The 12,636-nt window shown below is 71.4% G+C and carries 10 protein-coding genes; 2 read left to right on the top strand and 8 right to left on the bottom strand.

Annotated features, from left to right (window positions below):
- Positions 1-47: 47 nt before the first annotated feature.
- The 8 genes from ABD268_RS00650 to ABD268_RS00685 all read right to left on the bottom strand — a co-directional run bounded on the left by ABD268_RS00650 (position 48) and on the right by ABD268_RS00685 (position 10,585).
- On the bottom strand, positions 48-1,115 hold the full coding sequence (locus ABD268_RS00650; RefSeq protein ID WP_344146024.1) for a ScyD/ScyE family protein: 1,068 nt from the start codon (positions 1,113-1,115) through the stop codon (positions 48-50).
- Between the two features lie 134 nt (positions 1,116-1,249).
- Positions 1,250-2,260 (bottom strand): methylmalonyl Co-A mutase-associated GTPase MeaB, encoded by a 1,011-nt coding sequence (gene meaB / locus ABD268_RS00655; protein WP_344146027.1) that lies wholly within the window; start codon positions 2,258-2,260, stop codon positions 1,250-1,252.
- On the bottom strand, positions 2,260-4,437 hold the full coding sequence (gene scpA, locus ABD268_RS00660; protein WP_344146030.1) for a methylmalonyl-CoA mutase: 2,178 nt from the start codon (positions 4,435-4,437) through the stop codon (positions 2,260-2,262). Before scpA ends, meaB begins: the two co-directional genes overlap by 1 nt.
- Positions 4,434-6,158 (bottom strand): methylmalonyl-CoA mutase family protein, encoded by a 1,725-nt coding sequence (locus ABD268_RS00665; protein ID WP_344146033.1) that lies wholly within the window; start codon positions 6,156-6,158, stop codon positions 4,434-4,436. Before ABD268_RS00665 ends, scpA begins: the two co-directional genes overlap by 4 nt.
- Before the next feature lie 52 nt (positions 6,159-6,210).
- On the bottom strand, positions 6,211-6,975 hold the full coding sequence (locus ABD268_RS00670) for a ribbon-helix-helix domain-containing protein (RefSeq protein WP_344146036.1): 765 nt from the start codon (positions 6,973-6,975) through the stop codon (positions 6,211-6,213).
- Between the two features lie 78 nt (positions 6,976-7,053).
- The gene (locus ABD268_RS00675; RefSeq protein ID WP_344146039.1) at positions 7,054-7,830 is read right to left on the bottom strand and encodes a succinate dehydrogenase/fumarate reductase iron-sulfur subunit; all 777 of its coding nucleotides are present in this window, start codon (positions 7,828-7,830) and stop codon (positions 7,054-7,056) included.
- Between the two features lie 2 nt (positions 7,831-7,832).
- A complete protein-coding gene (locus tag ABD268_RS00680; RefSeq protein ID WP_344146042.1) occupies positions 7,833-9,737 on the bottom strand; it encodes a fumarate reductase/succinate dehydrogenase flavoprotein subunit in 1,905 nt (634 codons plus the stop codon).
- Between the two features lie 41 nt (positions 9,738-9,778).
- Positions 9,779-10,585, bottom strand: coding sequence for a hypothetical protein (locus tag ABD268_RS00685; RefSeq protein WP_344146045.1), 807 nt, complete (start codon positions 10,583-10,585; stop codon positions 9,779-9,781).
- A gap of 196 nt (positions 10,586-10,781) precedes the next feature.
- Here ABD268_RS00685 and ABD268_RS00690 point away from each other — a divergent pair, with 196 nt between their 5' ends.
- Positions 10,782-11,852 (top strand): glycosyltransferase, encoded by a 1,071-nt coding sequence (locus tag ABD268_RS00690; protein ID WP_344146048.1) that lies wholly within the window; start codon positions 10,782-10,784, stop codon positions 11,850-11,852.
- Positions 11,853-11,931: 79 nt separating this feature from the next.
- Complete coding sequence (locus ABD268_RS00695) at positions 11,932-12,633, top strand: succinate dehydrogenase cytochrome b subunit (RefSeq protein ID WP_344146051.1); 702 nt, start codon at positions 11,932-11,934, stop codon at positions 12,631-12,633.
- Positions 12,634-12,636: the final 3 nt, after the last annotated feature.

Raw genomic sequence — 12,636 nt, forward strand, 5'->3', positions numbered from 1 at the left:
AGTTCACCGCCTCGTCCCGATGCCCACCAGATCAGATCCTGCCCCGGTCAGCTGCCGAACCTGACCAGCTGGCCGCCGACCTTCTGGTTGAGCGCGTTGGTCGTCGCGTAGAGCCCGCTGCGCGACCACTCGATGGCTGCCGGCTGCACCGCCTTGCGGAACATCTCCGGGGTGCCGCTGCCGTCCCGGAGCCGGACGATGCGGTTGCCGAAGAGCTCGGTGGCGAAGACGTCACCCTTGGGAGTGACCGCGACGCCGACCGCGCCGGCGAGGCCCTTGGCGAGCAGCGTGGGCTCACCGTTGACCGGGCTGATCGTGTAGAGCCGCCCCTGGGGGCCGAAGCTGCCGTCCTCCGGTCCGCCGGTCAGCGCGGAGACGTAGAGCTGCCCGTGCCAGGCCTCGACGTCCGTCGGCACCGGCTCGAACCAGTACTTCAGGCCCGCGGCGCAGGCGGGGATGTGGTTGGCCTTCGCGGCCTTGGCCGAGATCTTGATTGGCACGGCGGGGAGCACGGCGACGGTGCTGACCCGCCCGTTGTCGACCTTGAGGATCGCGTTGGCGGCGGCATCGGCCACCCACAGCGAGCCGAAGCCGCTGTCTGTCGCGTACGGGTGCGTGTCGACGATCCCCGTGTACTTCGTCGGGAAGTTCTTCGGGAACTTCGCCGCACACTTCGCGGTGATGTCGCGGAAGCCGTAGGTGATGCCGGCGTCGGGGTTGTGCTTCTTCTCGTAGGCCCCGAGGTTCGCCACCGTCGTCACCTTGCCGGCCCTGGTGCGCTGCTTGAGCAGGGACTTCGAGTGGCTGATGCTGAGGCTGAAGGTGACGGTCCCCTTGCGCAGCGACACCGCGCCGAGCTCCACGCCCTTGGGGGCCTGGTAGAGCGTCTTGGGCTTGTGGCCGGGGATCACCTTGACGAGCTTGCCGGCCATGTTCTCGCTCACGTATCCCACGCCGGTCGTCGAGATCGCGGCGGTGAGGGGGGTCACCAGTCCGCTGGCGACGGTGGTGCGCGGCGCGACGGCGGCCGAGGCGCCCGTCGTGGCGGCGGCGATCCCGGCCGCGACGAGCCCGAGGGCTGCGCAGGCGGCGGTCATTCGAGTGGTGCGATGCATCGAGTTTCCTCCCCTAGTGATTGGTCACTACTAGGGATCTTGGAAGCCCGGCACCCCCTCTGACGGGGTTCGGCGCCGGATTTACCCGGGACCGGGGATGTCAGCGGCGGCTCCCGGACGCATCGTGCACACCCTCACTCGCGGGCGTCGTACGCCGCGAGGATGCGGTCGGCGGCGGTGGTCGCGGGCAGCTCGCCCGCGAGCACGGCGTCCCGCACCTGGTCGCGGATCGCCGCGACGCCGGCCGAGTGCCGCAGCCGCTCGGCGAGCTCGTCGCGCACCAGTGCCCACATGAAGTCCAGCTGCTGGCCGGCGCGCTTGTCGGCGAGCCCCTGCTCGCCGAGGTGCTCGCGGTGGGCGAGGACCCGCTCCCAGAGGTCGTCGACGCCGATGCCCTCGAGGGCCGAGCAGGTGACGACCGGCGGCGCCCACTCCTTCTTGCCGCGGACCATCCGCAGCGCACCGGCGAGCTCCCGCGCCGCCGACCGGGCCTCCTGCTCGCGGTCGCCGTCGGCCTTGTTCACCGCGATCACGTCGGCGATCTCGAGGATGCCCTTCTTGATGCCCTGGAGCTGGTCGCCGGTGCGGGCCAGGGTCAGGAACAGGAACGTGTCGACCATGCCCGCGACCGTGACCTCGGACTGCCCGACGCCGACCGTCTCGACCAGCACCACGTCGTACGACGCCGCCTCGAGCACGGCCATCGCCTGCACGGTCGCGCGGGCGACGCCGCCGAGCGTGCCGGCGGACGGCGAGGGGCGGATGTAGGCGTGCGGGTCGTGCGCGAGCCGCGCCATCCGGGTCTTGTCACCGAGCACGGAACCGCCGGTGCGCACCGAGCTGGGGTCCACGGCCAGGACGCCGACCCGGTGGCCCTCCGCGGTGAGCCGGGTCCCGAGCGCCTCGATGAACGTGGACTTGCCGACCCCGGGGACCCCGGAGATGCCGACCCGGACCACGGGTGCGCGCGCGCCGGTGACCTCGGGGTCGCTGAGCTCGGCCAGCAGCTCCCGGGCCGCCGCCCGGTGGGCGGGCTTCGACGACTCGACCAGCGTGATCGCCCGCGACACGGCGGCCCGCTGCTGTCCGCGGACGCCCTCGACGAGCTCCGACACCCGTGCCTCGGTCGGGCCTGTCGAGACCATCAGTGACCGAGCTGGTCCCGCAGCTTCGCGAGCAGGTCGAGGGCGGACTCGGCGATCACGGTCCCCGGCAGGAAGACCGCGGCCGCACCCATCTCCTGGAGCGTGGGGACGTCGTCGGGCGGGATCACGCCACCGATCACGATCATGATGTCGGGACGGCCGTGCTCGGCCAGCGCCTGCTTCAGCGCGGGCAGCAGCGCGAGGTGGCCGGCCGCGAGCGAGGACACCCCGACGATGTGCACGTCGGCATCCACGGCCTGCTGGGCGACCTCCTCGGGCGTGGAGAACAGCGGCCCCACGTCGACGTCGAAGCCCATGTCGGCGAAGGCGCTCACCACGACCTTCTGGCCGCGGTCGTGGCCGTCCTGGCCCATCTTGGCGACCAGGATGCGGGGCCGGCGGCCCTCGGCCTCCTCGAACTCCTCGGTGGCGGCGACGACCTGCTGCACCAGCTGGCTGCCGGAGGAGCCGGACTCGTCCCTGAACACGCCTGAGATCGTACGGATCACGGCCTGGTGGCGGCCGTAGACCTTCTCCAGCGCGTCGGAGATCTCTCCGACGGTGGCCTTGGCCCGGGCCGCGTCGACCGCGAGCGCGAGCAGGTTGCCGTCGAGGCTGCCACCGGAGACCGGCCCGCGCTCGGCCGAGCTCGTCAGTGCCTCCAGGGTCCGGCGGACCTCGTCGTCGTCCCGCTCGGCGCGCAGCCGCTCGAGCTTGGCCATCTGCTGGCGGTAGACGTCGTCGTTGTCGACCCTGAGCACGTCGAGCCGGTCCTCGGCGTCGAGGCGGTAGGTGTTGACGCCGATCACCTTCTGCACGCCGGAGTCGATGCGGGCCTGGGTGCGCGCCGCGGCCTCCTCGATGCGCATCTTGGGGATGCCCTGCTCGATGGCCTTGGCCATGCCGCCCGCCCGCTCGGCCTCGAGGATGTGGGCCCAGGCGCGCTCGGCGAGGTCGTGGGTGAGCCGCTCGACGTAGTGCGACCCGCCCCACGGGTCGATCGTGCCCGTCGTACCGCTCTCCTGCTGGAGCAGCAGCTGGGTGTTGCGCGCGATCCGCGCGGAGAAGTCGGTCGGCAGCGCGATCGCCTCGTCGAGGGCGTTGGTGTGCAGCGACTGGGTGTGCCCCTGGGTCGCGGCCATCGCCTCGATGCAGGTGCGCTGGACGTTGTTGAAGACGTCCTGCGCGGTCAGCGACCAGCCGCTGGTCTGCGAGTGGGTCCGCAGGCTGAGCGACTTGGGGTTCTGCGGGTCGAACTGCCGCACCAGGCGCGCCCACAGCGCGCGGGCGGCGCGCATCTTGGCGACCTCCATGAAGAAGTTCATGCCGATCGCCCAGAAGAACGACAGCCGGGGCGCGAACCGGTCGATGTCCAGCCCCGCGTCGAGCCCGGCCCGGATGTACTCCACGCCGTCGGCCAGCGTGTAGGCCAGCTCGAGGTCGGCGGTCGCCCCCGCCTCCTGGATGTGGTAGCCGGAGATGGAGATGGAGTTGAAGCGCGGCATCCGCTCGGCGGTGTAGCTGAAGATGTCCGAGATGATCCGCATGCTCGGCGCCGGCGGGTAGATGTAGGTGTTGCGGACCATGAACTCCTTGAGGATGTCGTTCTGGATGGTCCCCGCGAGCTGCTCCGGCTTCACCCCCTGCTCCTCCGCGGCGGCGATGTAGAGCGCCATGACCGGCAGCACCGCGCCGTTCATCGTCATGCTGACGCTCATCTGGTCCAGCGGGATGCCGTCGAAGAGCGTGCGCGCGTCGTAGATCGAGTCGATCGCCACGCCCGCCATGCCGACGTCGCCGCGCACCCGCGGGTGGTCGGAGTCGTAGCCGCGGTGGGTCGCCAGGTCGAAGGCGACGCTGAGCCCCTTCTGGCCGGCGGCCAGGTTGCGGCGGTAGAACGCGTTGGACTCCTCCGCGGTCGAGAAGCCGGCGTACTGCCGGATCGTCCACGGCTGCGTCGTGTACATCGTCGGGTAGGGACCGCGCAGGAACGGGCTCAGCCCCGGCAGGGTGTCCAGCGCGTCGAGGCCCTCGACGTCGGCGCCGGTGTAGAGGGGCTTGATCTCGATGCCCTCGGGGGACATCCACGGCTCGGCCGCGGCGGCGGCGCCTGCCCCGTCGGTGGTCGAGCCTGTCGAGACCAGGGGCAGGCCCGCGAAGGACTTCGGAACGCTCATGCCAGCTTCTCCCTCGTGCGGGTCAGGAACGCGAGGGCGTCCACGCCCATCGCGCAGGAGTCATCGGCGGCGTCGGTGGCCTTGCCCGCGATGATCACCCAGCGCGCGCCGGCCTCGCGGAGCGCGGTGGCCGCCTGCGCCGCCCACTCGGCGTACGTCGGATCGCTGCCGGCCAGGCAGACGACCTGCTGGCCGTCGTAGGCCGCCACCAGGTCGTCGGCGCCCTTGGTCGGACCGGCGACGTCGACGGCGATGCCGCCGGCCGCCAGCAGGTTGCTGGCGAAGGTGGCCCGGGCGGTGTGCTCCGCGACCGGGCCCATCGTGGCCAGGAAGACGTGGCCGGGGACGGGCTCGTCGCGCAGCGACTCGAAGCTGGCGCCGTAGCGGCGGACCGGGCGCGCGGACTCGTCTGCGGGTCGCTCCGGCAGCTCCTCCGCGAGGTTGGGGAACTCCGAGAGCCCGGTGATCGGCCGCTTCCGGCGCCCGATCTCGGCCTCCCGTCGGTCGACGGTCGCCGCGATGGCGTCGTCCAGGGACTCACCGCCCTCGAGCCGGCCGAACACGTCCCAGCCGGCGCGCGCGAGGTCGTCGGTCAGCTTCTCGACCGCGTAGGCGCCGCCGGCGGGGTCCGTCACCCGCGCGACGTGCGACTCGGAGATCAGCAGGGCCGAGGTGTTGCGGGCGATCCGGCGACCGAAGGCGTCCGGGCGCCCGAGCGGGCTGTCGAACGGCAGCACCGTCACCGCGTCGGCTCCCCCGACGCCCGCCGCGAAGGCGGCGACGGTGGTGCGCAGCATGTTGACCCAGGGGTCGTACCTGCTCATCATCGGCCGGCTGGTGACCGCGTGCTGGCGCTGCTCGCGGGTCCCGGCCTCGCTGATCTCGAGCACCCGCGCCCACAGCCGTCGGGCGGCGCGCAGCTTGGCGATCGTGGGGAACTGCTCGTCGGTGGCGGCGTACCGGAACTCGACGAGGTCGGCGGCCTCGTCCAGCGGGATGCCGGCCTCGGTCAGCGTGCGGAGCACCCGCGCACCGACCGCCATCGAGTGGCCGAGCTCCTGGGCGTCGGAGGCGCCCCGGTCGTGCACGGCCGTCGCATCGACCACCACCCCGAGGGTGCCGGCCTTGCGTGCCAGCCCGGCGACGGCGACCAGGTCCTCCGCGGATGCCTCCCCACTGACCCCGAGGTTCGTCCCGGGCGCGAGCTCGCGACCCTCGGCGTACGCGAGGAACGCCTCGGCGACGGCGACCGGGGCGGACGGCGCGTCCAGCACCACCGGAGCCAGGTCCAGCAGGACCCCGTCGAGCAGCGTGGCGAGGTCGGTCCCGGCCGTGGCCTCGAGCCACAGCGAGGTGACCCCGCCGGCCAGGTCCACCAGGGCCGACTCGTGGGCGGCGCTCGCGTCGTCGCCCCGGAGGTGCGCCCGGACGTCCCAGGCACCGGCCCGCGTCGGACGGCCCCCGGTCTCGAGGTCCTCGAGGTGGGAGGCGGTGCCGAGCGGGGTGATCCCGATGTCGTCGAGCGTGGTCCGGGTCAGCTTCGCCCAGACCAGCTCGTCGGGGTCGTCCTCACCGAGACGACGGGACTTGCGCAGCACCGCGGCGGCCGCGTGCTCCCAGTCCGCAACGGCCCAGCGGTCCCCGGCGTCGGCGAGGGCCAGCGTCCCCTGCTCCGGCTCGAGCTCCGCGGGCTCTTCCAGTCCGCCCTCGACCTCTGTCATGGTGCGAACCATAGGAGCACTCGCGGAACGTGTTCCAGCCAGTGTGATGTTTTCAATGCGCGCGGGCGCCGGGCTCGTTCTCGTCGGCGGCCGGGAGCTCGGCCGCCGCCAGGTAGCGTTCCACCGCCTCGCCCACCACGTCCTCGGGGTGCCGCCCGGTGCGTTCGGCGAGCGCGACCACGCGGCCGGTGAGACCGAACGGGACGGCCAGGACGGTCGGGGCCTGCGGCCGCGGGGAGACCCCGAACCTCGTCAGCGCGGCCACGACGACGGTGCCGAGGACGTCGAGGATCGCCACCACGCCGAGGAACCGCAGGTAGCCGCTGCCCGGGTCGTCGTAGCCGAGCACCATCGCAGAGACCAGGCCGGCGAGGACCCCGGCGAGCGCGATCGTGGCGACGAGGATGCGCCGCACCGCCGGCCGGGCGCGTGCCCCCAGTGCCAGCAGCAGGCAGACCTGCGCGAGCGTGGCCGCCACGACGGTGCCGACCCCGAAGGTCTTGGACTCGAGCTCCGAGGGCGTCGTGTCGAAGTCGTGCCAGATCATCACCAGCGCGGTGAGCACCGGCGCCACCAGGACCACGCCGCCGAGCACGCCGACCCACTGGTACGGCGTACCGGCCGTGGCGAGGTAGCAGAGCACCGCCACGCTCGAGACGCCGACGAGCAGCGTGGTCAGCAGGATCCGTCCCTCGGTCGCCCCGAAGGCCCCGCCGCCGATCAGGGCGATCACGCCCATCAGCGCCGCCAGCGAGAACGCACCGATGGTGATCCGGACGATCACGGTGCGGATCGGGGCGGTGGACAGGTCGGCCATGGCTCATGGTGGCACCCGGAGCCCCCTCGCGCAGCGGACCGAGAGACCCCGGGGCCCGGACCTTCGACCCGACTCCGGTCAGACCTCGGCGCGGCCCTCGTCGTCCTTGTTGCGCAGGCCGATCTTGTTGCCGAGCCACACCAGCGGGTCGTACTTCCGGTCCACGACGCGCTCCTTCATCGGGATGATCGCGTTGTCGGTGATCTTGATGCCCTCGGGGCAGACCTCGGTGCAGCACTTGGTGATGTTGCACATCCCGATGCCCGCGGCGCCCTGGGCCAGGGACCGCCGGTCATGGGTGTCGAGCGGGTGCATGTCGAGCTCGGCGTACCGGAGGAAGAAGCGCGGCCCGGCGAAGGCGGGCTTGTTCTCCTCGTGGTCGCGCACCACGTGGCAGGTGTTCTGGCACAGGAAGCACTCGATGCACTTGCGGAACTCCTGGCCGCGCTCGACGTCGATCTGGGCCATCCGCCGCTTGCCGTCGGCGTCGCGCGGCGGTGGCGCGAACGACGGCAGCTCGCGCGCCTTCTCGTAGTTGAAGGACACGTCGGTGACCAGGTCGCGGATGACCGGGAAGGTGCGCATCGGGGTGACCGTGATCGTCTCGGACTCGTCGAAGTCCGACAGCCGGGTCATGCACATGAGCGCCGGCCGGCCGTTGACCTCGGCGCTGCACGACCCGCACTTGCCGGCCTTGCAGTTCCAGCGCACCGCGAGGTCCCCGGCCTGGGTCGCCTGGACCCGGTGGATCGCGTCGAGCACGACCTCGCCCTCGGACACCTCGACGGTGTAGTCGCCGAGCTCGCCGCCGTCCTGGTCACCGCGCCAGATGCGCATCTTCAGCTCGTAGCCCATGTCTACTTGCCGCCTTCCTTGGTCTCGACAGGCTCGACCGGTGCCGGGTCGAAGAAGGTCTTGAGGTCGTCGGGCATGACGGGCAGCGGCTGGTGCGCCAGGTCGACGCCGGTGCCGGCGTGGTTCAGCCGGAGCACGAGGTTCTTGCTCCCCCACTCCTCGCTCGGGCCCGGGAAGTCGTCGCGGGTGTGGCCACCCCGGGACTCCTGCCGCTCCAGCGCCGCCTTCGCGATGCACTCGGAGACCACCAGCATGTTGCGCAGGTCCAGCGCCAGGTGCCAGCCGGGGTTGTACTGCCGGTGCCCCTCGACGACGAGGTGCTGGGCGCGCTCCTTGAGCCGCTCGATCTCCTCGAGCGACCGCTCGAGCTCGGGGGCCGTGCGGATGATGCCGACCAGGTCGTTCATCGTCTGCTGGAGGTCCTGCTGGATCGTGTACGGGTTCTCGCTGCCGCCCTCGTGCTCGAACGGCGAGAGCGCGGTGGCCTGGGCCGTCCTCACGTCCTCCTCCACCACCGTGGGCCGCTCCGTGCCGGGACCGCCCGCGCCGAAGCTCATCGAATGCACAGCCGCGCTCTCGCCCGCCCGTCGGCCGAAGACGAGCAGGTCGGACAGCGAGTTGCCGCCCAGCCGGTTGGACCCGTGCATGCCGCCGGAGCACTCGCCCACGGCGTACAGGCCCTCGACCGCGCTCAGCTCGGTGTCGGCGTCGACCTCGACGCCGCCCATCACGTAGTGGCAGGTCGGCCCGATCTCCATCGGCTCCGCGGTGATGTCGACGTCGGCCAGCTCCTTGAACTGGTGGTACATCGACGGCAGCCGCTTGCGGATGAACTCGGGGCTGCGCCGAGAGGCGATGTCGAGGTAGATCCCGCCGTGCGGTGATCCGCGGCCGGCCTTGATCTCGGAGTTGATCGCCCGCGCGACCTCGTCACGCGGCAGGAGCTCGGGAGGCCGACGGTTGTTCTTCTTGTCGTCGTACCACCGGTCGGCCTCCTCCACGCTGTCCGCGGTCTCGGCCTTGAAGTACTCCGGGATGTAGTCGAACATGAACCGCTTGCCTTCGGAGTTCTTCAGGATGCCGCCGTCGCCGCGGACCGACTCCGTGACCAGCAACCCCTTCACCGAGGGCGGCCACACCATGCCCGTCGGGTGGAACTGGACGAACTCCATGTTGATCAGGCTCGCGCCCGCGCGCAGCGCGAGGGCGTGGCCGTCGCCGGTGTACTCCCAGGAGTTCGAGGTGACCTTGAAGGACTTGCCGATGCCCCCGGTCGCCAGGATCACGCTCGGCGCCTCGAAGACGACGAAGCGGCCGGTCTCGCGCCAGTAGCCGAAGGCCCCCGAGATCCGTCCGGTCGAGCCCGCCGAGCCCCCGTCCTTGAGCAGCTCGGTGACCGTGCACTCCATGAAGACGTCGATGCCGAGCGCGACGGCCCGCTGCTGGAGGGTCCGGATCATCTCCAGCCCGGTGCGGTCGCCGACGTGGGCCAGCCGGGCGTAGCGGTGGCCGCCGAAGTCGCGTTGGGAGATCAGGCCGTCGTCGGTGCGGTCGAACAGCGCGCCCCAGTCCTCGAGCTCCATCACCCGCTCGGGCGCCTCCTGGGCGTGCAGCTGGGCCATCCGCCAGTTGTTGAGCATCTTTCCGCCACGCATCGTGTCGCGGAAGTGCACCTCCCAGTTGTCCTCGGGCCACCGGTTGCCCATGGCGGCGGCGATGCCGCCCTCGGCCATCACCGTGTGGGCCTTGCCCAGCAGGGACTTGCAGACGATCGCGGTCCGCGCGCCGGCGTCGTGGGCCGCGATGGCGGCGCGCAGGCCGGCCCCGCCGGCCCCGATCACCACCACGTCGTAGGTGTGCCGCTCCAGGCCGCCGGACTCGCTGCCGGACATCTGGTTGCCGGTCATGGGGTGACGGGATTCGTTGGTCGAGCTTGTCGAGACCATTGTCAGAAGAACCTCGGGTCGTCGATGGCGTTGGTCGCCAGCAGGTAGATGTAGAAGTCCACGACGGCGACGGAGAACAGGGAGTACCAGGCGTAGGCCGCGTGGTTGGCGTTCAGCCTCGAGACGAAGGTCCACATCTTGTAGCGGACCGGGTGCTTCGAGAAGTGGCGGAGCCGACCGCCGGTGATGTGCCGGCACGAGTGGCACGACAGCGTGTAGAGCCAGATCAGCACGACGTTGGCGACCATCAGCACCGTGCCGAGGCCCATGTGGATCCCGTCGGACTCGCCCTCGGCCGGCCCGAACGCGAGCAGGGCGTCCCAGGTCAGGATCAGCGCGACCACGACCGCGGCGTACCAGAAGTAGCGGTGGATGTTCTGCAGGATCAGCGGGAACCTCGTCTCGCCCGTGTACGCCTGGTGCGGCTCGGCGACGGCGCACGCGGGCGGGGAGAGCCAGAACGCCCGGTAGTAGGCCTTGCGGTAGTAGTAGCAGCTCATCCGGAAGCCGAGCGGGAAGATCAGGATGAGCAGCGCCGGGGACAGGCTCCACCAGCCGAACGGCGTCCCGAAGTCCGCGGCTCCGGCCGTCCGGCACGCGTCGGTCAGGCACGGCGAGTAGAACGGCGAGAGGTAGGGCTCGGAGTAGAAGTTGTCGCCCTGGAAGGCCCGCCAGGTCGCGAAGACCACGAACCCCGAGAACACCACGAAGGTGGCCAGCGGATAGAGCCACCACCGGTCGCCGCGCAGGGTCTTGTCGGGGATGCGCGCCCTGGCCGGGCCGGTCACTCCACTGTCGGTCGATGCCACGTGGTTCCTCCGCGGGTCAGACAACGCGACCGACTATGGCGTCTCGACGCCGCTTGTGAAAGAGGCCACACCGTCGAATCTCGGTGAACCTGCGTCGGAGAGCCGCCGCCCGACGCCGGGAACCGGCCCCAAGAGTTCACCGGCGGGGACGGGCGCCGTACGCCACCGGTTCACCTCGGTCGCGGAGCGTGGTGGCATGCGGATCGCGCTCGTCACCGAGGCCTTCTACCCCGCCGTCGACGGCACCACGAGGACCGTCAAGGCCGTGGCCGACCGGCTGGTCGACACCGGGCACGAGGTCGGCATCGTCGCCCCCGGACCCGGGCTCGAGACCTACCGCCGCAGCCGCGTCGTCCGCGTCTCGGGGCGGGAGCGACTCGGCAGCCGGGTCCGCGAGGTCCTCACCGACCTGCGCCCGGACCTCGTGCACGTCACCTCCCCCGGGGCCCTCGGGCGCAAGGCGCTCAAGCACGCCGTCCGGCTCGGCATCCCGACCGTGGTGGTCGAGCAGTCCCCGGTGCTGGACCCGGGCGCCGACCACTGGCGCGCCAAGGTCGCCGACCGCGCCGACACCCTTCTGGTCACCGCCCCCTGGATGCTCGACCGGGCCCGCGAGCTCGGCGCCGACCCGGTGCTCTGGAGCCCGGGGGTCGACACCGTCGCCTTCAACCCGGCCCTGCGCGACCGGTGGCTGCACGGCAGCTGGTCACGCAGCGCCAGTGCCCGGGAGCCCCTGGTGACGGTCGGCTTCGTGGGCAGCCTGGAGGCGTGCCAAGGCGTACGCCGTCTGGCCGAGCTGGCCGCGGTCCCCGGCATCCGGCCGGTCGTCATCGGCGAGGGATCGATGCGTCGCTGGCTGACCTCCCGGCTGCCCGCTGCCCGGTTCACCGGGACGTTGGAGACCGGAGCCCTGACCGTCGCCCTCGCCTCCCTCGACCTGCTCGTGCACCCGGGCGAGCAGGAGACCTGCTGCCACGCCCTGCGCGAGGCCGCGGCCAGCGGCACCCCGGTGGTGGCCCCGCGGTCGGGCGGCGCCACCGACGTGGTCCGCAGCCTCGAGACCGGGCTGCTCTACGACCCCGCCGAAGCCCGGGGACTGCGGCAGGCGGTCGCCGCGGTGGCGGCCGACCCGCACCGGGCGCTGCTCGGGGCCCGCGCCCGGGAGCTGGCGCTCGGGCGGGGCTGGCAGGAGGCGGTCGACGAGCTGGTGGAGCGGCACCACCGGCCGCTGGTGCGTCGCGGCAGCCGCATCCCCGCCGCGGCCTGAAGCGACGGACCGGTAACCGGAGGTATCTCACACTCCCCGTGGTCATCGGGGGGAACTCCGGGCGGTACCGTGACGTCTCGTGGCAACGACGACCTTGGTCAAGGGGGCGCGCTCGACGCGCTCCACCATCGCACTGAAGATGCTGATGGCAGTCAGCGGCATCATCTTCATCCTCTTCGTGCTGCTGCACATGTACGGCAACCTCAAGGCCTTCGCCGGCCACGACGCCTACAACGAGTACGCCGAGCACCTGCGCACCATCGGTGAGCCGATGCTGCCGCACGCCGGCCTGCTCTGGGTGATCCGCACGGTGCTGGTCGTGTCGCTGGTCGTGCACGTGTGGGCCGCGGTGACGCTGTGGCACCGTGCCGGCAAGGCGCGCACCGTGAAGTACCAGGTGAAGAAGAACGCGGCCTCCTCGTTCTCCTCGCGCTTCATGCGCTGGGGCGGCCTGACGCTGCTGGTCTTCATCGTCTGGCACCTGCTGAACTTCACCATCGGCAAGGTCAACGTGTCCGGCGGCGCCACCAACGACCCGTACAACCTGCTCGTCGACTCGTTCGACGTGTGGTGGCTGACCCTGATCTACCTGGTCGCCATGGCCGCGCTCGGGCTGCACCTGCACCACGGTGTGTGGAGCTCCGCGCAGACGCTCGGCCTCACCAACAACGCCAAGGCGCGCCGCAACGCGAAGACCCTGGGCTGGATCGTCGCGGTGGTCATCGCCGGCGGCTTCTCCCTCGTCCCGGTCTTCGTCCTCGCCGGCGTCATCTCCAAGTAAGGG

This window comes from Nocardioides koreensis, from assembly GCF_039531775.1.
GTDB lineage: Bacteria > Actinomycetota > Actinomycetes > Propionibacteriales > Nocardioidaceae > Nocardioides > Nocardioides koreensis.

Coding starts and splice junctions, on each gene's coding strand:
- ABD268_RS00675 (WP_344146039.1), bottom strand. CDS start 7,830: ATGGGCTACGAGCTGAAGATGCGCATCTGGCGCGGTGACCAGGACGGC.
- ABD268_RS00665 (WP_344146033.1), bottom strand. CDS start 6,158: ATGACAGAGGTCGAGGGCGGACTGGAAGAGCCCGCGGAGCTCGAGCCG.
- ABD268_RS00690 (WP_344146048.1), top strand. CDS start 10,782: ATGCGGATCGCGCTCGTCACCGAGGCCTTCTACCCCGCCGTCGACGGC.
- ABD268_RS00680 (WP_344146042.1), bottom strand. CDS start 9,737: ATGACCGGCAACCAGATGTCCGGCAGCGAGTCCGGCGGCCTGGAGCGG.
- ABD268_RS00670 (WP_344146036.1), bottom strand. CDS start 6,975: ATGGCCGACCTGTCCACCGCCCCGATCCGCACCGTGATCGTCCGGATC.
- scpA (WP_344146030.1), bottom strand. CDS start 4,437: ATGAGCGTTCCGAAGTCCTTCGCGGGCCTGCCCCTGGTCTCGACAGGC.
- ABD268_RS00650 (WP_344146024.1), bottom strand. CDS start 1,115: ATGCATCGCACCACTCGAATGACCGCCGCCTGCGCAGCCCTCGGGCTC.
- meaB (WP_344146027.1), bottom strand. CDS start 2,260: ATGGTCTCGACAGGCCCGACCGAGGCACGGGTGTCGGAGCTCGTCGAG.